16 protein-coding genes are annotated in these 18,352 nt (G+C 59.9%); 10 read left to right on the top strand and 6 right to left on the bottom strand.

Going from position 1 to position 18,352, the window contains the following annotated elements:
- Positions 1 to 8: 8 nt before the first annotated feature.
- On the bottom strand, positions 9 to 920 hold the full coding sequence (locus AC1V0D_RS05795) for a glycine betaine ABC transporter substrate-binding protein (RefSeq protein ID WP_482907105.1): 912 nt from the start codon (positions 918 to 920) through the stop codon (positions 9 to 11).
- Between the two features lie 17 nt (positions 921 to 937).
- Positions 938 to 1,654 (bottom strand): ABC transporter permease, encoded by a 717-nt coding sequence (locus AC1V0D_RS05790; protein ID WP_009090143.1) that lies wholly within the window; start codon positions 1,652 to 1,654, stop codon positions 938 to 940.
- A gap of 391 nt (positions 1,655 to 2,045) precedes the next feature.
- Here AC1V0D_RS05790 and AC1V0D_RS05785 point away from each other — a divergent pair, with 391 nt between their 5' ends.
- The gene (locus AC1V0D_RS05785; RefSeq protein WP_471803141.1) at positions 2,046 to 3,512 is read left to right on the top strand and encodes an MDR family MFS transporter; all 1,467 of its coding nucleotides are present in this window, start codon (positions 2,046 to 2,048) and stop codon (positions 3,510 to 3,512) included.
- A gap of 39 nt (positions 3,513 to 3,551) precedes the next feature.
- Here the strand turns inward: AC1V0D_RS05785 and AC1V0D_RS05780 are convergent, their stop codons facing one another.
- Together AC1V0D_RS05780 and AC1V0D_RS05775 are read right to left on the bottom strand one after the other, a co-directional pair.
- The gene (locus tag AC1V0D_RS05780; protein ID WP_009090146.1) at positions 3,552 to 3,851 is read right to left on the bottom strand and encodes a DUF1161 domain-containing protein; all 300 of its coding nucleotides are present in this window, start codon (positions 3,849 to 3,851) and stop codon (positions 3,552 to 3,554) included.
- A gap of 45 nt (positions 3,852 to 3,896) precedes the next feature.
- Positions 3,897 to 4,220, bottom strand: a complete 324-nt coding sequence (locus tag AC1V0D_RS05775) for a DUF1283 family protein (RefSeq protein ID WP_046101855.1) — start codon at positions 4,218 to 4,220, stop codon at positions 3,897 to 3,899.
- Between the two features lie 133 nt (positions 4,221 to 4,353).
- Here AC1V0D_RS05775 and AC1V0D_RS05770 point away from each other — a divergent pair, with 133 nt between their 5' ends.
- Entirely contained in the window at positions 4,354 to 4,680 is a 327-nt protein-coding gene (locus AC1V0D_RS05770) for a YnfA family protein (RefSeq protein WP_058957952.1), read from the top strand.
- A 30-nt stretch (positions 4,681 to 4,710) separates the two neighbouring features.
- Here AC1V0D_RS05770 and ydfG read toward each other — a convergent pair whose 3' ends face one another.
- On the bottom strand, positions 4,711 to 5,457 hold the full coding sequence (ydfG, locus tag AC1V0D_RS05765) for a bifunctional NADP-dependent 3-hydroxy acid dehydrogenase/3-hydroxypropionate dehydrogenase YdfG (RefSeq protein ID WP_009090152.1): 747 nt from the start codon (positions 5,455 to 5,457) through the stop codon (positions 4,711 to 4,713).
- A 400-nt stretch (positions 5,458 to 5,857) separates the two neighbouring features.
- Here ydfG and guaD point away from each other — a divergent pair, with 400 nt between their 5' ends.
- The 5 genes from guaD (at position 5,858) to dcp (ending at position 13,851) form a co-directional block, all read left to right on the top strand.
- Positions 5,858 to 7,186, top strand: a complete 1,329-nt coding sequence (guaD, locus tag AC1V0D_RS05760; RefSeq protein ID WP_482907104.1) for a guanine deaminase — start codon at positions 5,858 to 5,860, stop codon at positions 7,184 to 7,186.
- Positions 7,183 to 8,625 (top strand): xanthine dehydrogenase small subunit, encoded by a 1,443-nt coding sequence (xdhA, locus tag AC1V0D_RS05755; RefSeq protein ID WP_482907103.1) that lies wholly within the window; start codon positions 7,183 to 7,185, stop codon positions 8,623 to 8,625. Before guaD ends, xdhA begins: the two co-directional genes overlap by 4 nt.
- On the top strand, positions 8,615 to 10,981 hold the full coding sequence (gene xdhB, locus AC1V0D_RS05750) for a xanthine dehydrogenase molybdopterin binding subunit (RefSeq protein WP_482907102.1): 2,367 nt from the start codon (positions 8,615 to 8,617) through the stop codon (positions 10,979 to 10,981). The genes xdhA and xdhB overlap by 11 nt, the downstream gene beginning before the upstream one ends.
- Positions 10,968 to 11,744: a xanthine dehydrogenase accessory protein XdhC gene (gene xdhC / locus AC1V0D_RS05745; protein ID WP_046101852.1), complete on the top strand. Its 777-nt coding sequence runs from the start codon at positions 10,968 to 10,970 to the stop codon at positions 11,742 to 11,744. The genes xdhB and xdhC overlap by 14 nt, the downstream gene beginning before the upstream one ends.
- A 61-nt stretch (positions 11,745 to 11,805) precedes the next feature.
- Positions 11,806 to 13,851, top strand: coding sequence for a peptidyl-dipeptidase Dcp (gene dcp, locus AC1V0D_RS05740; protein ID WP_482907101.1), 2,046 nt, complete (start codon positions 11,806 to 11,808; stop codon positions 13,849 to 13,851).
- A gap of 38 nt (positions 13,852 to 13,889) precedes the next feature.
- Here dcp and hpxO read toward each other — a convergent pair whose 3' ends face one another.
- Entirely contained in the window at positions 13,890 to 15,047 is a 1,158-nt protein-coding gene (gene hpxO / locus AC1V0D_RS05735) for an FAD-dependent urate hydroxylase HpxO (protein WP_482907100.1), read from the bottom strand.
- Positions 15,048 to 15,650: 603 nt separating this feature from the next.
- On the opposite strand from hpxO, the gene AC1V0D_RS05730 reads away from it, so the two are divergent.
- The 3 genes from AC1V0D_RS05730 to ampC all read left to right on the top strand — a co-directional run bounded on the left by AC1V0D_RS05730 (position 15,651) and on the right by ampC (position 18,329).
- On the top strand, positions 15,651 to 16,832 hold the full coding sequence (locus AC1V0D_RS05730; protein ID WP_009090167.1) for a glycosyltransferase family 4 protein: 1,182 nt from the start codon (positions 15,651 to 15,653) through the stop codon (positions 16,830 to 16,832).
- Between the two features lie 67 nt (positions 16,833 to 16,899).
- Positions 16,900 to 17,145 carry a hypothetical protein gene (locus AC1V0D_RS05725; protein WP_009090169.1) on the top strand — a complete coding sequence of 82 codons (246 nt, stop codon included), beginning with the start codon at positions 16,900 to 16,902 and terminating at the stop codon, positions 17,143 to 17,145.
- A 29-nt stretch (positions 17,146 to 17,174) separates the two neighbouring features.
- The gene (gene ampC, locus AC1V0D_RS05720) at positions 17,175 to 18,329 is read left to right on the top strand and encodes a class C beta-lactamase (protein WP_482907099.1); all 1,155 of its coding nucleotides are present in this window, start codon (positions 17,175 to 17,177) and stop codon (positions 18,327 to 18,329) included.
- The last annotated feature ends 23 nt before the right edge of the window (positions 18,330 to 18,352 follow it).

Genomic DNA, 18,352 nt, shown 5'->3' with positions numbered 1-18,352 from the left:
GTGCCTCCTTACAGCATGTTTTTGGATTGAAGGAAATCACGCGCCACTTTCTCCGGCGACTGGTGATCGATGTCGACCCGCTTGTTCAGCTCGGTAATCGCCTCATCGGTGATCTGCGCCGAGAGCTGATTGAGCGCGGTGTCCAGACCCGGATGGCTTGCCAGCACATCCTGACGCACAACAGGCGTCACGTTGTAGCTGGGGAAGAAATGCTTATCATCTTCCAGCACTTTCAGGTCAAATCCTTTTACCCGGCCATCGGTGGTGTAGATCAGACCGGCATCGACAAAGCCGTCGCGAATGGCGTTATAGACCAGACCGGGGTCCATCTGCCGGATCTGCGGGCGATCCAGCGCCAGGTCGTAGGTTTTCTGCAGCGGCTTCATGCCGTCGGAACGCCCTGAAAACTCCAGGTCCAGCCCGAGTCGCCAGTTATGGTCCGGGTCGGTCTTCCGCACCTGCTCAATCTTTGCGACCAGCTGCGACATCGTGCTGATACCCTCTTTTTCGGCCCGTTTCCGGGTCATGGCAAAGGCGTAGGTGTTGTTCATCGGTGCCGGGTCAAGCCAGACCAGCCCCAGTTTTGCATCCAGTTTTTTCACCGTCTCATAGGCCTGCTGAGACGACATCGGCTGGCTGATGTGGTTGAAAATAATCAGTGAAGTCCCGGTGTACTCCCAGACCATATCGATCTGCTTATTCAGCAGCGCGTTACGGCCGATGGTGGTGGCAATATTCCGTTTGGGCACCACCTCAAAGCCTGACTTCTTCAGCCACAGTACGGTCATGGCGGAGAGAATATGCTGCTCGGTGAAACTCTTGGTCGCCATCACCAGCGGGGCAGCCGCCTGTGCCGTCTGGCTTAGCAGCAGCGTCGCGGTAAGCGCCACCACGCTCTTCTTTATCCAGTGCGTTAGCATTGCAAAGCTCCTTGTGGTCAGACCGCCGCGTGCGGGCTCAGTAAGCGGCCCAGTGCAGCCAGCAACATATCCAGCACCAGTGCCACCAGTGCGGTAGCAACAGCGCCGAGGATCAGCGTCGGAAAGTCATTCAGATAGATGCCGGGGAAGATCAGCTCGCCGAAGCTGCTGGCCCCGATCAGGAACGCCAGCGGAGCGGTTCCGACATTGATGGCCGTCGCGATGCGCACGCCGGAGAGGATCACCGGCAGGGCATTCGGCAGTTCCACCCGGCGCAGACGCTGCAGTTTAGTCATACCGATGCCGTTGGCGGCCTCAATCAGTGACGGGGGAACGGCGCTCAGGCCCGAGAAGGTGTTGCGGACGATAGGCAGCAGCGAGGCCAGAAACAGGGCTATCAGCGCCGGACGGTCGCCAATCCCGATAATGACCATCGCCAGAGCCAGCACCGCCAGCGGCGGCAGGGTGTTACCGATGTTGAAAATCTGCATCACATACTCGGCCCAGCGGCGGGCAAACGGGCGACTGAGCAGGATGCCGCTGGGAATACCGACCAGCAGAGCGAACAGCATTGACCAGAACACTAAGAAGAGGTGTTGTTGCCCGAGATAAAGCAGGTCGACCTTACGGGCGACCAGCTGATCCCAGCCGAGGCCCCAGATCAGCACCGCAATCACTGCGACCACTGCAAGCAGTGCCAGACCGGCGCGTCGGGCCAGTGAAGCATTTTGCATAGGAGAATCTCCCTGATAACGATCTCAATTGTTATAACAGCGCTAAACAGTCCGACAGACGCCGCAAAAAAGGCCGCCGCACCCAAAACCGAAACTGCGATAAAATGTAGACAAAATGCGTATTTACCTACTCTTTTTCAGTCAACACTGAGAAAGATGCTTTACTGCTATAGCAGCCCTTTACCCGGCAAGCCAGCTTTTCAGCCTTTCTCAGGCGAGTGAGAAACTGGTTAAAATGGTGTTAAGGCCGCGTAGCCACTGGGCTGATGCGTCAATAAAAAAAATTCATCGACTTTTAGTGACACCGTCACAGATGGTGCAGGAAATGCGCACGTTCAGGAAACTGCACGGGCTGATTTTCAGCTAGCCTTGCTGATAAAAAAGGAACCCTATGACTGAAAGCGCACAACTCCGGACCGGACACCGCCACTGGATACTGATTGCCTGCATGCTGGCGATGTTTATGGCGGCTATCGAAGTCACCATCGTGGCCACCGCCATGCCCACCATCATTGCCGACCTCGGCGGTTTTTCGCAGTTTGGCTGGGTCTTCTCCATCTATCTGCTGACGCAGGCGGTCAGCGTGCCGCTCTATGGCCGGCTGGCGGATAAGGTGGGGCGTAAAACCATGTTTTTTACCGGCACCTCCCTTTTCCTGATCGGATCGGTGCTGTGTGGCTTCGCCCACTCCATGACCTGGCTGATCCTGTTCCGGGCGTTTCAGGGGCTGGGGGCGGGGGCCATCATGCCGATCAGCTCCACCATCGTGGCGGACATCTATTCGCCGCGCGAGCGCGCCAGCGTTCAGGGCTGGCTCTCCAGCGTCTGGGGAGTGGCGGCCATCGTCGGGCCGCTGACCGGAGCCTGGCTGGTGCAGCACTTCAGCTGGTCCGTGATTTTCTGGGTCAATCTGCCGATTGGCCTGATCAGCATGCTGATGCTGGCGCGCTGGTTACCGGCGCATCAGCAGGAGGAGAAATCGGCTCCCCTCAACCTCGCGGGCAGCGGCTGGCTGATGCTCTGCGTCTCCGCGCTGCTGGTGGCGCTTTTGCAGGCGGAGCTGCTCGGATACTGGCTGATTCCTTTTCTGCTCTGTTCACTGCTGGCAGGCTGGCAGCTGAAACGCCACGAGCAGCGGGCCGCGGCACCGCTGTTTCCGCTGGTGATCTGGCGCAGCCGGCTGATCATTGCCGGTAATGCGGGCAACCTGATTATCGGGGCGGCCATGATGGGGATCAGTGCGTTTCTGCCGACCTGGATTCAGGGGATCCGCGGCGGCACGCCGTTACAGGCGGGCAGCGCGCTGGCGATGATGTCGATTGGCTGGCCGCTGGCCAGCACCCTGAGCGGCAGGCTGATGCTGCTGACCTCCTATCGCTTTACCGCCCAGCTCGGCGCGCTGCTGCTGGTCAGCGGCAGCGCCTTACTGCTGCTGCTGCAGCCCGCCAGTTCACTCTATCAGGCGGGCTTTACGGCCTTCCTGATTGGCACCGGCATGGGGATGACCAGCACCACGTTTCTGGTCTCCGTGCAAAACGAGGCGGACTATCAGATTCGCGGCATCTGTACCGCCTCGGTGATGTTCAGCAGGATGATCGGTTCGGCGGTGGGCACGGCGATCATGGGAGCAGTGCTCAATCTCAATCTGCAGTGGCGGCTGCCGCAGGTGGCCGATCCGGTGCAGCAGATTATGTCTGAACCCAGCCGTCAGCAGCTGGCGCCGCAGGCGCTGCAGGAGATGGTGCAGGCGATTGCAGCCTCACTGCACTGGGTGTTTGTGGTGGCGCTGGTGATTGCGCTGTTTGCGCTGGGTGTAGCGTGGATGATGCCGCGTCAGCGGCCGGAACAGGCGGAGTAAACGGCAGGGCGACAGACCGTCGCCCTGATTAACACAGGTTTATTGCTGCGCAGGCGCGTCCTGAGAACTGCCTGCACTGGCGGGCACGCTGGCCTCGTCATCCCGGCCGGTGCGCTTGTAAACAATCTTCTGGCTGTCGTTTTCACAATGCCCGACCACCTGACCGCCCGCCTGATCGACCTGATCGTTGGCGACGATGTCGAGAGTGAAGCCCGATTCAGGCACGCCGTTCTGAACAATTTTCTGACTGATGTCGGCTTTTACCGATTCGCAGGAAGCCTGCGCCATCAGCGGCAGCGAGAACAACGCTGCGGTGAACAAAACCCTCTGTAGCTTCATCACGTCTTCCTTATGTTAGTCGTCCGTCATTACTATAGCGCAAATTCAGGGAGTGACCGGGCGGCCTGAACGGCGGTCCAGACAGCGCAGGGTGTTGGGCTCCCAGTAGGCGTTCAGATTGAGGCTCTGCTCGCACTTGTCGCGGGTGTCGAACGCGCGGTCGGTTTTATCAAACTCTTTTTCTACGCGGCTGTTCACCTTGTTGCGCAGCATCCGCGTGTCATTCCATTGCTCTTTATTCTGGCGAGCCGCTTCGTTACTCAGCGCAGAACTGCCATCTTCGATGATCAGGCGGTTGGTGGTCGCACCCGCCGTAAAGGCGGTACCAGACAGCAGAACCAGAAGCAGAGCAGGGATCATTTTTTTCATCAGACTATCCTTTCGTTATCGCCAACATCGCCATCCGGGACGGCTGTTGCAGCGGGTCCGGGTAGTATATCATCGCCGTTTCTTTGCTCACCAGTGGTGCGTGGTTTGTTTAAGTTCAGGAGAGGTATGGGTGCTGATTAAAACCGCCTTGCTGTTTTTCATCACCGCCCTGGCGGAGATCACGGGCTGCTTTCTGCCGTGGTTATGGCTGAAAAAAGGCGGCCCGATCTGGCTGTTACTGCCGGCGGCGGCCAGCCTGGCGCTGTTTGTCTGGCTGCTGACCCTGCATCCTGCCGCCAGCGGCCGGGTCTATGCCGCGTATGGGGGCGTCTATGTGCTCACCGCGCTGCTCTGGCTGCGGGTGGTGGATGGCGTGAAGCTGAGCGTCTGGGACTGGAGTGGCGCACTGATCGCGTTCAGCGGCATGCTGATAATCGTTCTGGGCTGGGGACGTGGTTAGCGCCAGCCGGGAGAGCTGGCGCGCAGAGGATTAAGGCTTGTGCACCTTCAGGCCCGCCAGCGTCTGGCTGACCGGCATCATCTCCAGCGTGTTGATATTGACGTGCGCTGGCAGTGTGGCCACCCAGTAAACCGCTTCCGTGACATCTTCCGGGGTCAGGGCGGTGGCACCCTCATAGACCTGACCAGCTTTGTCATCATCACCTTTAAAGCGGACGTTAGAGAACTCGGTGCCGCCCACCAGCCCCGGTTCGATATCGGTCACGCGCAGCGCGGTGCCGTGCAGATCGGTGCGCAGGTTCAGGCTGAACTGCCGCACAAACGCCTTTGTGGCCCCATAGACGTTGCCGCCGGCATAGGGCCAGCTACCGGCAATCGAGCCGATATTGATGATATGGCCCACGTTACGCTCGACCATCTGTGGCAGCAGGGCGCGGGTCATATAGACCAGGCCTTTCGTGTTGGTATCGATCATGTTTTCCCAGTCTTCCACACTGGCTTTGTGCGCGGGCTCTATGCCCAGAGCCAGACCGGCATTGTTCACCAGGATATCGATAGCGCGCCACGCCGCCGGTAACTGCGCCACAGCTTCTTCGATGGCGGCGCGGTTCCGCACGTCCAGCTGGACGGTGTAGAGATTCTCACCCAGCTCATCTTTCAGCGCTTTTAAGCGTTCGGCGCGGCGTCCGCTGGCGATCACTTTGTGCCCGTTTTTGATAAAGCGGCGGGTAATACTTTCACCAAAACCGGCCGTCGCACCGGTGACAAAAATAATCATCTCACTGTTCCTTATGCCATTTTCAACGTCGATGGCTTCACCATAGCATGCCATTTCGGCTTCTGCGCGCAGAAAAACGGGCAGGGGGGAAATCCCTTTTTACGGGCAACGTTCTGCGCCTTTTCGGGGCGCACTGCACCGTTAAGGGGCAGGGCAGCAGCCAGCCTGTGCGTCAGACACGCCGCCAGAATTGGCAATTGCGCTTCGCAACCGATTGCGACATGAAAGCAAACGGTTGCTATGCTTTTTACAGGCTTTTTTGTTGCGCAACAGGCGCGAGCTTATCTAAGCACTTGATATATATAGGTTATAAAGCAGGGTAAATCTGGCACGCAGGTTGCAAAGAGTTAAACAGAGAGTTAACTGCACCACTTCATCGCGCTTTCAGAAAGGAAACAGCATGCACCCAGCAACCGACACGGCGATACGCGCCAGCTTCTTTGACTTCACCGGCGTGGTGGATCATCCCGACGATCTGGCAACGCAGGCCCGCTATCTGGAGGATGGCGTGCTGCTGCTGCGTGACGGACGTGTGGCCGGGCTGGAGAGCTGGGAAACGGCTGAGGCGAAGCTGGCGGATCTGCCGGTCACTGACCTTCGCGGCCGGCTGATCGTGCCGGGCTTTGTGGACACCCACATACACTATCCGCAGACGGAGATGATCGGCGCCTTTGGCGAACAGCTGCTGGAGTGGCTGAATCACTATACGTTCCCGGTGGAGGCGCAGTATCACTGCCCGGATCATGCCGCCCGGATGTCCGCCTTTTTCCTGCATCAGCTGCTCTCCAATGGCACCACCAGCGCGCTGGTTTTTGGCACCGTGCACCCGCAGTCGGTCGAGGCGCTGTTCAGCGCCGCCGAAGCGCTGAACATGCGGCTGATTGCCGGGAAAGTGATGATGGATCGCAATGCGCCCGACAACCTTACGGAAACCCCGGAACAGAGCTATCAGCAGACCCGGGCACTGATTGAACGCTGGCATCAGCGCGGCCGACTGAGCTATGCGCTGACGCCGCGTTTTGCCCCGACCTCTTCGCCGCAGCTGCTGGAAAAAGTGCAGCAGCTGCGTCAGGAGTTTCCCGACACCTGGCTGCACACCCATCTCAGCGAAAACCCGCAGGAGGTGGCCTGGGTTAAAGCACTCTTTCCGGAACGCGACGGCTATCTGGATGTGTACCACCATCATCAGCTCACCGGCCGCCGCAGCGTGTTTGCCCACTGCCTGCATCTGGAAGAGAAGGAGTGGCAGTGTCTGCACGACACCGACTCCTCAATTGCCTTCTGTCCCACCTCTAACCTGTTCCTCGGCAGCGGCCTGTTTAATCTGAAACGCAGCTGGCAGCAGGGCGTGAAGGTGGGAGTGGGCACCGATGTCGGCGCGGGCACCACCTTTAACATGCTGCAGACCCTGGGCGAAGCCTACAAGGTGGGCCAGTTGCAGCACTACCGGCTCAGCGCCGCCGAAGCCTTTTATCACGCGACGCTGGGCGGGGCGCGGGCACTCGATCTCGACCACGCCATCGGGAATTTCAACACCGGCAAAGAGGCGGATTTTGTGGTGCTCGATCCGGCAGTTTCTGCCCTGCAGCAGCTGCGCATCGGCAACAGCAAAGATATCTGGGAAAAACTTTTTGTCTTAATGACGCTGGGCGACGACCGCAATATTGCCCAGACCTGGGTGGCCGGTCGCCCGGTCTGGCAGCGTGACGCACAGGAGCAAGCCGCATGATCCAGTTTCTGCTCAATAACCAGCTGGTCAGCGAAACTGCGCTCGACCCCAATCTCACTATCCTTAACTATCTGCGTACCCGCCAGCAGCGGCCCGGCACCAAAGAGGGCTGCGCCTCAGGCGACTGTGGCGCCTGCAGCGTCACCCTGGGCAAAGCGGTGGATGGCAGGATGCAGTATGAAACGGTCAACAGCTGCCTGACCCTGGTCTCCACGCTGCAGGGTAAACAGCTGATCACGGTTGAAGATTTACGTCACGGACGGGCGCTGCACCCGGCGCAGCAGGCGATGGTTGACTGCCACGGCTCGCAGTGCGGCTTCTGCACGCCGGGCTTTGTGATGTCGCTGTTCACGCTGCAAAAAAATGCCACGGGCTGGGATCGTCATCAGGCAGAAACCGCGCTGGCGGGCAATCTCTGCCGCTGCACCGGCTACCGGCCCATCATGGCGGCCGCCGAGCAGCTCTGTTCGCAGCCGGTGACGGATCAGTTTGATCACAGCGCCGCGAGTACCGTGCAGCGTCTTGAAGCGCTGGCGACCCCGGAGATGCAGGAGACGGGCGCAGCAGGGCGGCGCTGCTTCCTGCCTAAAACCCCGGCGCAGCTGGCGGAGATCTATCTGGCGCATCCCGAAGCGGTACTGATTGCCGGTGGCACCGATCTCAGCCTGCAGATCACCCAGCAGCATAAAAGGCTGCCGCTGCTCATCGCCCTGGAGCAGGTTGCCGCGCTCAAGGTCTGCAGTGAATTTGATGACCATTATCTGCTGGGCGCAGGCGCGTCGCTGCAACAGGTCAGCGATTTTCTGGCCAGCCGCATCCCGGGCGTGAGCGAGATGCTGCAACGCTTTGCCTCCCTACAAATCCGTCTGCAGGGCACGCTGGGCGGTAATATCGGCAACGCCTCCCCGATCGGAGACGCGTCGCCCATGCTGCTGGCGCTGAACGCCAGCCTGATACTGCAACGCGGCGAGCAGCAGCGCTGCCTGCCGCTGAACGACTTTTTTACCGGCTACCGGCAGACCCGGCTGGAAAAAAGCGAGTTTATCCGCGCGATTCGTATCGATAAGGTGACAGTGTCACCTGACTTTGTCGCCTGGAAAGTTTCCAAACGGCTGGATGACGACATCTCAGCGGTCTTTGCCGCCTTTAACCTGCACACCGATCAGGGCATCGTGACCGACGCCCGCGTCGCCTTTGGCGGCATGGCGGCCACGCCGCAGCGGGCGCACCATTGTGAACAGGCGTTGATCGGTCAGCCCCTCAATGCCGTGACGGTGTCACGTGCAGCGGCCGCACTGGCCGACGATTTCCAGCCGCTCTCCGATTTTCGTGCCAGCAGCGCCTATCGGCTGCAGGTGGCGCGTAACCTGCTGCGCCGCTTTCTTCATCGCTATAACGGCGAAATAACCTGTACCGAGGTGACCCGCTATGTCTCATAACCGTCCTGAACTCAACGAAGCGGTAATCAAGGCGCAGTATGCCGCCGATCTGCAGAGCGGCGTGGGCCGCTGTAACCGCCATGAAAGTGCGGAAAAACATGTCTCCGGGGAAGCGCGCTTCATCGACGACAAGCCGGAGCTGCCGGGTCTGCTGCATCTCTGTCCGCGCCTGAGCGAGCATGCACATGCGCGGATTGTGCGCATCGACGTGCAGCCCTGCTACGCCGTGCCGGGCGTGGTCAGCGTGTTAACCTGGCAGGACGTTCCCGGTATCAATGATGTCGGACCGCTGGAGCCGGGCGATCCGCTGCTGGCGCATGACAAAGTCGACTATCTGGGGCAGATCGTCCTCGCCGTGGCGGCGGAGTCGCCCGAGGCGGCCCGACTCGGTGCCGCCGCCGCAGTGATTGACTATGAGGTGCTGGAACCGCTGCTGGATGTGGAGCAGGCGCTGGCGCAGCGCAGTTTCGTTCAGGAACCGCACGTGCATCAGCGCGGTGATGTGGAAGCGGCGCTGGCACGCGCGCCGCATCGGGTCAGCGGCGCGTTTCACATCGGCGGACAGGAGCATTTTTACCTGGAAACCCAGACGGCGATGGTGATCCCCGGCGAAGATCACCAGCTGCAGGTCTTCTCCTCAACGCAGAACCCCACCGAAGTGCAGAAGCTGGTGGCAGAGGTGATGGGCATCAGCCTGAATCAGGTGACCATTGATATGCGGCGTATGGGCGGCGGCTTTGGCGGCAAAGAGACGCAGGCGGCCGGTGTGGCCTGCCTCTGCGCCATTGTCGCCCGTCAGACCGGGCGGGCGGCGAAGATGCGGCTCTCCCGCCGCGACGACATGCGTGTCACCGGCAAACGTCACCCCTTCTTTGTGCGTTACGAGGCGGGCGTGGAGGAAGATGGCCGGCTGTGCGGTATCAAAATCGATCTGGCGGGAAACTGCGGTTATTCACTGGATCTCAGTGGATCGATTGTCGATCGTGCCATGTTTCATGCCGATAACGCCTATTACCTTGGCGATGCGCGGATCACCGGCTATCGCTGCCGCACCAATACCGCCTCTAACACCGCCTATCGCGGGTTTGGCGGCCCGCAGGGAATGGTGGCCATCGAGCAGATTATGGATCACATCGCGCGGGAACGCGGGCTGGACCCGCTGGAACTGCGCAAGCGTAACTACTATGGCAAGCAGGAGCGCAACATCACTCATTACCACCAGCAGGTAGAGGACAATCTGCTGGATGAGATCACGGCGCAGCTGGAGGCCAGCAGCGACTATCAGGCGCGCCGGGCGGAGATCAGCGCCTTCAACGCCCGCAGCCCGCTGCTGAAGCGCGGACTGGCGCTGACGCCGGTGAAATTCGGCATCTCCTTTACCTCCAGCTTTCTCAATCAGGCAGGTGCCCTGATCCTGATTTACACCGACGGCACGGTGCAGCTAAACCACGGCGGCACCGAGATGGGCCAGGGACTGAACACCAAAGTGATCCAGATTGTCGCCGAGGTGCTGCAGATTGAGGTCGATAAGATCCAGATCACCGCCACCGACACCGGTAAAGTGCCTAACACCTCGCCAACCGCGGCCTCCAGCGGCGCGGATCTCAACGGCAAAGCGGCGCAGAATGCCGCTGAGATCCTGCGTGACAGAATGACGGAGATGCTCTGCAGGCTGCATGAGTGTGATGCCAGCGCGGTGAGTTTCCGCAACGGCGTGGTGCGCGCCGGTGAGAAGCATTACACCTTCGCCGAGGTGGCAAAGCTGGCGTGGCTGAATCAGGTGCCGCTCTCCGCCACCGGCTACTACCGCGTGCCGGGGATCCATTACGACCGGCTGGCGGGGCGCGGCAAGCCGTTCTACTACTTCGCCTACGGTGCCGCCTGCTGCGAGGTGGTGATCGACACCTTAACCGGCGAATCGCGCCTGCTGCGTGCCGACATCCTGCATGATGTCGGGGCCTCGCTGAATCCGGCCATCGATATCGGTCAGGTGGAAGGGGGATTTGTGCAGGGCGTGGGCTGGCTCACCTGTGAAGAGCTGGTCTGGAACGACAAAGGTCAGCTGCTGACCGATGGGCCGGCGAGCTACAAAATTCCGGCCATCAGTGATGTGCCAGCCGATCTCAGGGTCACGCTGGTGGAGAACCGCAGGAATCCAAAGGATACGGTGTTTCACTCCAAAGCTGTGGGTGAGCCGCCGTTTATGCTGGGCATTGCCGCCTGGTGTGCGCTGCAGGATGCGGTCGCCAGCGTCGCCGACTACCGGCAGCACCCTCATCTGGATGCCCCTGCCACGCCGGAGCGGATCTTCTGGGGCGTGCAGCGTCTGGCTGGAGCAGAACATGATTTACCATGACTGGATAGGCGTCCTGCATCAGCTGCGGGAGAAGCGGCAGAGCTGCGTCCTGGTCACCGTGCTCAGCGAGCACGGTTCGGTGCCGCGTGACAGCGGCAGCAAAATGGTGGTGACGCAGCAGGAGAGCTTCCTCACCATTGGCGGCGGTCATCTGGAGTTTCAGTGCATCGCCCAGGCCAGAGCGATGCTGCAGAGCGGGGCAGGCGCGCCCCACACCGAGGAGTACAGCCTGGGCGCACGACTGGGCCAGTGCTGCGGCGGCAAAACCACACTGCTGTTTGAGCCTCTGCTGCAGGCGCAGCCGGAAATCTATCTGTTCGGCGCCGGGCATGTCGGCCAGGCGCTGGTGAACCTGCTCTCTACGTTACCCTGTCACATCAACTGGATCGACAGTCGTCCCGGTCAGTTCGGCCACGTGCCTGCCGGTGTGGTGACCCAGCAGCCGGAGGAGCCGATCGAGTGCGTGGCGGAGGCTCCCGCCGGGAGCTACTTCATTATCATGACCCACCACCATCCGCTCGATTTTGCGCTGTGTGAAGCGGTGCTGAAACGCAACGACTTTGCCTATGCCGGGGTGATCGGTTCAGAAACGAAAAACCAGCGTTTTCGCTACCGGCTCGCTGGCCGTGGCGTTGGCACGGAACCGCTGGCGCGGCTGCGCTGTCCGATCGGTCTGCCTGACGTCAAAGGCAAGCTGCCCGCCGAAATCGCCGTGGCGATTGCAGGTGAAATAATCAGCGTCTATCAGCAGCGCATCGCCTGAGTTGTCGCCTCAGCCGCAACCTGTCAGGATAGGTCTTTGCGATGCCCATCAGGAGCGAACCATGAACGCCCGTCAGAATCCCTTCTTCAGCGTCAGCACACTGCCTTATCAGGCGCCCCCTTTTGATCAGATCCAAGAGCAGGACTTCCTGCCCGCACTTGAGGCGGGCATTGCGGAAAAGCGCCGGGAGATCGATGCGATTGCCCATAACAGCGAGGCTCCCACCTTTTCCAACACCTATGAGGCCCTGGAGAAGAGTGGACAACTGCTCAACCGGGTCAATCTGGTGTTCAGCGCCATGACCTCCGCGCATACCAGCCCCTTGCTGCAGCAGGTGGATGAGGAGATTGCGCCGCAGCTCACCGCACTTAACGATGACATCATGCTCAACCGGCCGCTCTTTTCCCGGCTTGACGCTGTCTATCTGCAGCGCGCCAGCCTGGACAGCGAATCAAAGCGGCTGGTCGAGGTGGTCTGGCAGCGCTTTCAGCTGGCGGGAGCTAACCTGCCGGAGGCGCAGAAACTGCAGCTCAAAACGCTGAATCAGGAGGCGGCGCGTCTCAGCACCCGCTTCACCAATAAACTGCTGGCGGCGACGCAGGCGGGCGGGCTGGTGGTCCGGGATGCGCAGCAGCTGGCGGGGCTCTCGCCGGCCGACCTCGCGGTGGCGCAGGCGGAAGCGCGGGCGCGCGGGCTGGAAAACAGCTGGCTGCTGGTGCTGCAGAACACCACGCAGCAACCGGCGCTGCAGAGTCTTTCCGATCGGGCGACCCGTGAAGCGCTGTTTCAGGCGGGCGTGACGCGCACGGAAAAAGGGGATGACAACGATACCCGCGAGCTGGTGTTACGGCTGGCGCAGGTCAGGGCGGAGCAGGCCCGGCTGCTGGGCTTTACCAGCTATGCCGCCTGGAAGCTGCAGGATCAGATGGCAAAAACCCCTGAGGCGGCGCTGGCCTTTATGCGCAACATCGTGCCTGCCGCGCGCGCCCGTGCGGAACGGGAAGCCGCCGCGATACAGCAGACGATCGATCAGCAGCAGGGCGATTTTCTCCTGCAGGCCTGGGACTGGCGTTTTTATGCCGAACAGGTGCGGCGTGCCCGTTACGATCTGGATGAAAGCCAGATCAAACCCTATTTCGAGCTGAACGCGGTGCTGCACAATGGCGTCTTTGAGGCGGCAACACGGCTCTATGGCATCCGTTTTACGCCGCGTCAGGATCTGCCGGTCTATCATCCGGATGTGCAGGTCTATGAGATTTTCGATGCTGATGAGACGCCGATGGCGCTCTTCTACACCGATTTCTTTAAGCGCGACAGCAAAGGCGGCGGCGCCTGGATGAGTAATTTTGTAAATCAGTCGACGCTGCTCGACAGCAAACCGGTGATCTACAACGTCTGCAACTACACGAAACCGCCTGCCGGTGAGCCGGCGCTGCTGAGCTGGGATGACGTGATCACGATGTTCCACGAATTTGGTCATACGCTGCACGGCCTGTTTGCCACGCAGCGCTATCCGGGTCTCTCAGGCACCGAAACCCCGCGCGATTTCGTCGAATTTCCGTCGCAGATTAATGAGCACTGGGCCAGCGAGCCGTCGCTGTTCCGTCACTACGCCCGTCACTATCAGACCGGGGAGGCGATGCCGGATGCGCTGCATGAGAAGATCGTCCGCGCCGCTCAGTTCAACAAAGGCTATGAGATGAGCGAGCTGCTGGCTGCCGCCCTGCTGGATCAGCACTGGCACGGCCTGACGCCGGACAACGCACCGCAAAGCGTGGCGGGATTTGAGCAGCAGTCGCTGCAGAGCGACAACCTGGCGCTGGCGGCGGTGCCCCCGCGTTATCGCTCCAGCTATTTCCAGCACATCTGGGGCGGCGGCTATGCTGCCGGGTATTACGCCTATATCTGGACACAGATGCTGGCGGACGATGGTTATCAGTGGTTTGTGGAGCATGGCGGGCTGACGCGGGAAAACGGCGAGATCTTCCGGCAGAAAATTCTGTCGCGGGGCAACAGCAGCGATCTGAAAACGCTGTATGAAAGCTGGCGGGGCGCCGCGCCTCAGCTGGAGCCGATGCTGAAAAATCGCGGTCTGGCGGAGGAGTAAGGTGACGGGCTGTCTCACTGACAGCCCGGTTCAGGATCTCAGCCCAGCGGGCCACCTTCGATGGTTTCACACATACCGGCCAGCACCCGCTCGCCGGTTTCGCTTTTCAGTGACTGATACCACGCCGCGGTGATCGCCGGATCGTGCGCGTGGGTCACCTCGCAGCGTTTACGGGCTTTCAGCACCAGATCTTTGACCCGTTCCACCCGTCGCGACTGATAGCGCAGCAGCGCATCTTCGATCCCCAGTGAGTGAGACGCCAGCGTCGCGGCCAGCACCACCGCATCTTCCATCGCCGCGCAGCCGCCCTGACCGATATCGGGGGTGGTGCTGTGCGCCGCATCGCCGAGCAGGGCGACGCGGCCCTTTACAAAACGGCTGAACGGCTCAATGTCATGGATCTCAACCCGGTTGGTGGTCTCGGGACTGATGGCCGCGATCAGCTGCTGAACCGGCTCAGCCCAGCCCTGGAAATAGCCGGTTAAATCGGCTTTCACCGTGCTGCGATCCTGCGGCAATCCTTTCGGCAGCGGCACGTCAAAGAAGAAGTAGAACCGGTTGCCACTGACCGGCATCAGCGATACCCGCTTGCCGTCACCGACAAATGTCGTCCACTGATCGGCAGGCGCGATGCGTTCATCGATGGTCACCAGTCCGTTCCAGTTAACGTAACCGGCATAGCGACGCTCCAGCTTCTGCTCCAGCACATACTCGCGCACCACCGAATGGGTGCCGTCGGCGGCAATCAGAAAGTCGCCCCGTGCCTGACTGTTGTCGGTGAAGGTGGCAATGACGCCCTCTGCGGTCTCTTCGACCTGGATGACCCGCTTGCCAAACTGCACCCGTTCACGGCCAAAGGTATCAATCAGCATCGCCTGCAGTTCAGCACGCGCCACCGGGCAGGGGTATTCGCCGACCTGCTGCACCAGCGGGGCCATACTGAAGCGGGTCAGGGGCGCGCCGGTTGCGCCGTCGTGATAGGCCATATAGGCCATGTTGCCGCCGAGTGCGCGCAGTTGCTCTTTCATGCCCAGCGCATTCAGGCACTTTACGCCATTAGGCCAGATAGAGATCGCTGCGCCGACCGGCTTCATCTCCTGCACGGCTTCAAACACCTCAACTTCTATTCCGGCTTTTTCCAGCGCAATGGCGCTGCTCATACCGCCAATCCCGCCACCAATCACGATTGCTTTCATAATGCTCTCCTGTCTGCTTAGAGAGGTTTTTGCAACTTTTGTACCAGACCGGCGCATTCAGAGTGCACGTTAATAATTTATCGTTAATTCATTGGGTTAGAGGGTGTAAAAGGCGTTTATGGCGCAGGGCCTGACACCTGAAACTGCACCATGATGTGGCAATGCAGCGGGTCAGCGTGGTGCAGGCGCGCGTGCGCTGTATCATTTGTTTCATCGGCAGCGGGCTGACCACCTGGCGTAATCATCAGCGCGTGGGGAGAACCGTCCGTTTTCTGTTTCGTTTGTTTAAAAGTTTTAAACTATATGCGTCATTTCAGGCGATATTAATTTTCACAAATAATTAAACATTCACATAACAAATGGTCCGTTTATTGCCCGTATAAATAGCGGGATATTCAACAAGGGGTTAGCCTGACACAAAAAAACACAGGTGTTACGAAACTGGGAAAAGACCGCTGTTATGCCTGCTTTATCACCGTAAGCAATCATTAGCAAAAGCGGAGAGGCCGCGCCACGCGGGCCTTTTTAGGATATTGCTCAGACGAAACAGCCGCAGCTGCATGCTATAGATGATGCCGTATACAAGGACTCTGGAGAGCGTGCATGAAAATTGGAATTACGAATAATCAATATCCGGAGCAGCGTAACATTTTAGTGAATCCGGCAAATGAATATATCAATCTGAAAAAAGGCAATCTGTTCTATTTTATTAATCCCCTCCGGACCCGCCTGCTTAAGAAAAACAAAACCTTCGTCTTTCAGCCGGTGCCGTTTTCAGGCGCTTCACGGGCTGACATCCTCCATCTGTTCAATGAAGTTGCGATCACCCACCAGAAGTGGGTCGCCTCGTTTGAAACCGAGCTGCCGCGCGTGCTGCCGGTGCCCGGCGTCGCCAAGCGGGATAACCCGGAGCTGAAGCGCTTAATTCCTCATCTGTTAAAAGAGAACTGCCTCGGATTGATTGCGATCTCCGACGCGACGCTGAATATTCAGATGAAGCTGTTCAGCCCGGATGAGGCGCAGAAAATCCGGCGGAAAACGCTGGTGCTGCATCCGCCCCAGACGCTGTTTGTGCAGCATAAGGCGCCACGCCAGCCGGGTGTGCTGAAGCTGGTCTTTGCCGGTAATGAGTTTTATCGCAAAGGCGGAGCGGAAGTGGTGCTGGCGATCAGTGAGCTGATTGAAGAGCGCCGCCTGGAGGAGTCGCAGCTGGACGTGCAGCTGATCGGCGAACTCACCAAACGTCACAACGTCGCCCATCGCCAGTTTCAGGATGATGACGCCTTTTATCGCGGCATCGAGAGCCGCATCGCGCGTTACCGCTGTTTCACGCATCAGGCGCGGATGGATAACCGTGAACTGATGCAGCTGTTCCGCGAGAGCGACGTCGGCCTGTTGCCGACCTGGCAGGAGACCTACGGCTTTTCCGTGCTGGAGATGCAGGCTAACGGCTGTCCGGTGATCACCAGTAATGTGCGGGCCCTGCCGGAGATCAATCCTGCCAGCGCGGGCTGGGTCATTGCCAGTCCGCTGAACGCCGATCGCGAATACAGCATCACCACGCCGGAGCAGAAATCGCAGCTGCGCCGGTCGCTGGTGGAGGGGCTGAAAGCGACGCTGCTGGAGATCGTTGAGCAGCCGGAACGGCTGCAGGAGAAAGGCGAGGCGGCGATCCTGCGCATCAAAGAGCAGCATGATACCCAGCGTTACATCGCCAGACTGAACGATATCTACACCCGTGGCGTAATAAATGCCACCCAACACCCGCCTGTGGTCTCAATTTGATAAGATTTCCCTGACGCTGCCCGCCAGACTGGCCATACTAGGGGCAGCGTCCTACAGGAGAACTCTTATGAAACGCATCATCACGCTGCTGCTGTCCGGATTACTGGGCAGCAGCGCTTTCGCTCAGCCCGCTTCGCCTTTTCCGGCCCGCGCCCCCCTGGTTCAGCTGACCCCCGCGGCGGCCCGCTGCGATCTGGCGGCCTGTCAGTCCAACTGCTATGTCGAACGCTCCCACTGTAATACCCGCGACAGCGGTGCCTGCAGTACGCAGGCGCAGATCTGCGTGCAGGCATGTGCTGACCAGTGTAAATAATCTGACCCGGTGAACCCCCTTCGTTGCTAATGAAAAAGTCTCTGTTTTGTTTTGTTCTGTTTTCGCTTTCTGTCCGCTGTGTCGCCGCCGATCTCTCTTCACAGCAGGTCACTTCTCTGGTTAAAGCCGCGATTGAACCGCTGATGGAGCAGCAGGCGATCCCCGGTATGTCGGTGGCTGTGCTTTACAAAGGCCGGACGCAGTTTGTGAATGCGGGCGTGGCCGACACCGATTCGGGCCGCCGGGTCACAGAAAACACGCTGTTTGAGCTGGGCTCGGTGAGTAAAACCTTCACCGGCACCCTGGCGGGGATTCTGATCCGCAACGGTGAACTCCGCCTGAACGATCCGGTGCAGAAGGTCTGGCCGCAGCTGACGGGGGCGCAGTGGCGTCCGGTCCGGATGCTGCACCTGGCGACCTACACGGCGGGCGGGCTGCCGCTGCAACTGCCGGAGGCGGTCACCGATCAGGCGTCGCTGCTTCGCTTCTATCAGGAGTGGCAACCGCAGGCGGCACCCGGTACGGTTCGCCAGTACTCTAACGCCAGTATCGGTCTCTTCGGCGCGCTGATGGTGAAGGGGGACTTTGAGGCGGCGATGGTGAAATCGCTGTTTCAGCCGCTACGCCTGACACGTACCTTTATTACCGTGCCGCCGTCGATGATGATTAATTACGCCTGGGGTTACAAAAATGGCCAGCCGGTGCGTGTCTCCCCCGGCATGCTGGATGCCGAAGCCTATGGGGTCAAATCGACCGCTCGCGACATGCTCACCTTCATGCAGGCCAACAGCGATCCAAACGGCCTCTCTGCCGGCAATGCTGTGCTGCGCAATGCCATCCGCACGGCGCAGTCGCGCTACTTCAGAACCGCCAGTTTCTATCAGGGGCTGGGCTGGGAGATCTATGACTGGCCCGTCAGTGCTGACACGCTGATCGCCGACAGTGAGAATAGCGTGGCGCTGAAGCCGCAACCGGTGACCCGCGTGGAACCGGTCGGGCCCTCCCGACGCGCCAGCTGGGTGCATAAAACCGGTTCGACCAACGGGTTTGGTGCCTATATCGCGTTTATCCCGGAGAAGAACACCGGCATTGTGATGCTGGCCAACAAGAGCTACCCCAATCCGCTGCGCATCAGGGCGGCGTGGCAGATTATGCAGGCGCTGGAGCAGGGCGCAGCAGAATAAGGACGGATACGCGCCGGACTTGC

It is taken from the genome of Pantoea sp. PA1 (assembly GCF_056856975.1).
This window is presented reverse-complemented; position numbering and strand designations above follow the sequence as displayed.

What these genes read in the sequence shown, in the direction of transcription:
- AC1V0D_RS05780 (WP_009090146.1), bottom strand. Translation starts at nt 3,851, where the DNA reads ATGAAGCTACAGAGGGTTTTGTTCACCGCAGCGTTGTTCTCGCTGCCG.
- AC1V0D_RS05725 (WP_009090169.1), top strand. Translation starts at nt 16,900, where the DNA reads ATGAAACGCATCATCACGCTGCTGCTGTCCGGATTACTGGGCAGCAGC.
- guaD (WP_482907104.1), top strand. Translation starts at nt 5,858, where the DNA reads ATGCACCCAGCAACCGACACGGCGATACGCGCCAGCTTCTTTGACTTC.
- xdhB (WP_482907102.1), top strand. Translation starts at nt 8,615, where the DNA reads ATGTCTCATAACCGTCCTGAACTCAACGAAGCGGTAATCAAGGCGCAG.
- xdhC (WP_046101852.1), top strand. Translation starts at nt 10,968, where the DNA reads ATGATTTACCATGACTGGATAGGCGTCCTGCATCAGCTGCGGGAGAAG.
- xdhA (WP_482907103.1), top strand. Translation starts at nt 7,183, where the DNA reads ATGATCCAGTTTCTGCTCAATAACCAGCTGGTCAGCGAAACTGCGCTC.
- ydfG (WP_009090152.1), bottom strand. Translation starts at nt 5,457, where the DNA reads ATGATTATTTTTGTCACCGGTGCGACGGCCGGTTTTGGTGAAAGTATT.
- ampC (WP_482907099.1), top strand. Translation starts at nt 17,175, where the DNA reads ATGAAAAAGTCTCTGTTTTGTTTTGTTCTGTTTTCGCTTTCTGTCCGC.
- AC1V0D_RS05795 (WP_482907105.1), bottom strand. Translation starts at nt 920, where the DNA reads ATGCTAACGCACTGGATAAAGAAGAGCGTGGTGGCGCTTACCGCGACG.
- AC1V0D_RS05730 (WP_009090167.1), top strand. Translation starts at nt 15,651, where the DNA reads ATGAAAATTGGAATTACGAATAATCAATATCCGGAGCAGCGTAACATT.
- AC1V0D_RS05775 (WP_046101855.1), bottom strand. Translation starts at nt 4,220, where the DNA reads ATGAAAAAAATGATCCCTGCTCTGCTTCTGGTTCTGCTGTCTGGTACC.
- dcp (WP_482907101.1), top strand. Translation starts at nt 11,806, where the DNA reads ATGAACGCCCGTCAGAATCCCTTCTTCAGCGTCAGCACACTGCCTTAT.
- AC1V0D_RS05790 (WP_009090143.1), bottom strand. Translation starts at nt 1,654, where the DNA reads ATGCAAAATGCTTCACTGGCCCGACGCGCCGGTCTGGCACTGCTTGCA.
- AC1V0D_RS05785 (WP_471803141.1), top strand. Translation starts at nt 2,046, where the DNA reads ATGACTGAAAGCGCACAACTCCGGACCGGACACCGCCACTGGATACTG.
- hpxO (WP_482907100.1), bottom strand. Translation starts at nt 15,047, where the DNA reads ATGAAAGCAATCGTGATTGGTGGCGGGATTGGCGGTATGAGCAGCGCC.